We start from the raw sequence: 283 nt of genomic DNA, 5'->3' as shown, positions 1-283 counted from the left end.
ATTTCAGGTTGGATCATTTGCGCTATTTTTTGCTCTAGCGTCATGGTCTTTAGCATATCTGCGATTTTTTGCTCCATTTGAGCATCGCTTTTAATACCGGTTTCTATTGTTGGCCAAATTTCTTTTTGATTTGTCGCATCGCTAGCACTGTTAGAGGGTTGCGAACAACCGCTGCTGGTTATTGCTGCTAGCATCAGTGCAGTGACTGAAAAAGTTCGTTTAATAATCATAGCATTCACCTAAAACTTAAAGACGAGTTGACGTTGTTTTTTTTGCACCAAAC

The 283-nt window shown here is 39.6% G+C and carries 1 protein-coding gene; it reads right to left on the bottom strand.

Translation table 11 applies throughout. The features are described from left to right. The coding region (locus AAEY88_RS12995; RefSeq protein WP_350563052.1) for a hypothetical protein at window positions 1–230 on the bottom strand (230 nt) is incomplete at its 3' end. Window positions 231–283: the final 53 nt, after the last annotated feature.

Origin of the sequence: Psychrobacter sp. CAL346-MNA-CIBAN-0220 (assembly GCF_040309805.1) — a bacterium.
Taxonomy (GTDB): domain Bacteria; phylum Pseudomonadota; class Gammaproteobacteria; order Pseudomonadales; family Moraxellaceae; genus Psychrobacter.
The sequence above is the reverse complement of the archived record's forward strand: the minus strand, read 5'-3'. Positions and strand labels throughout refer to the sequence as shown.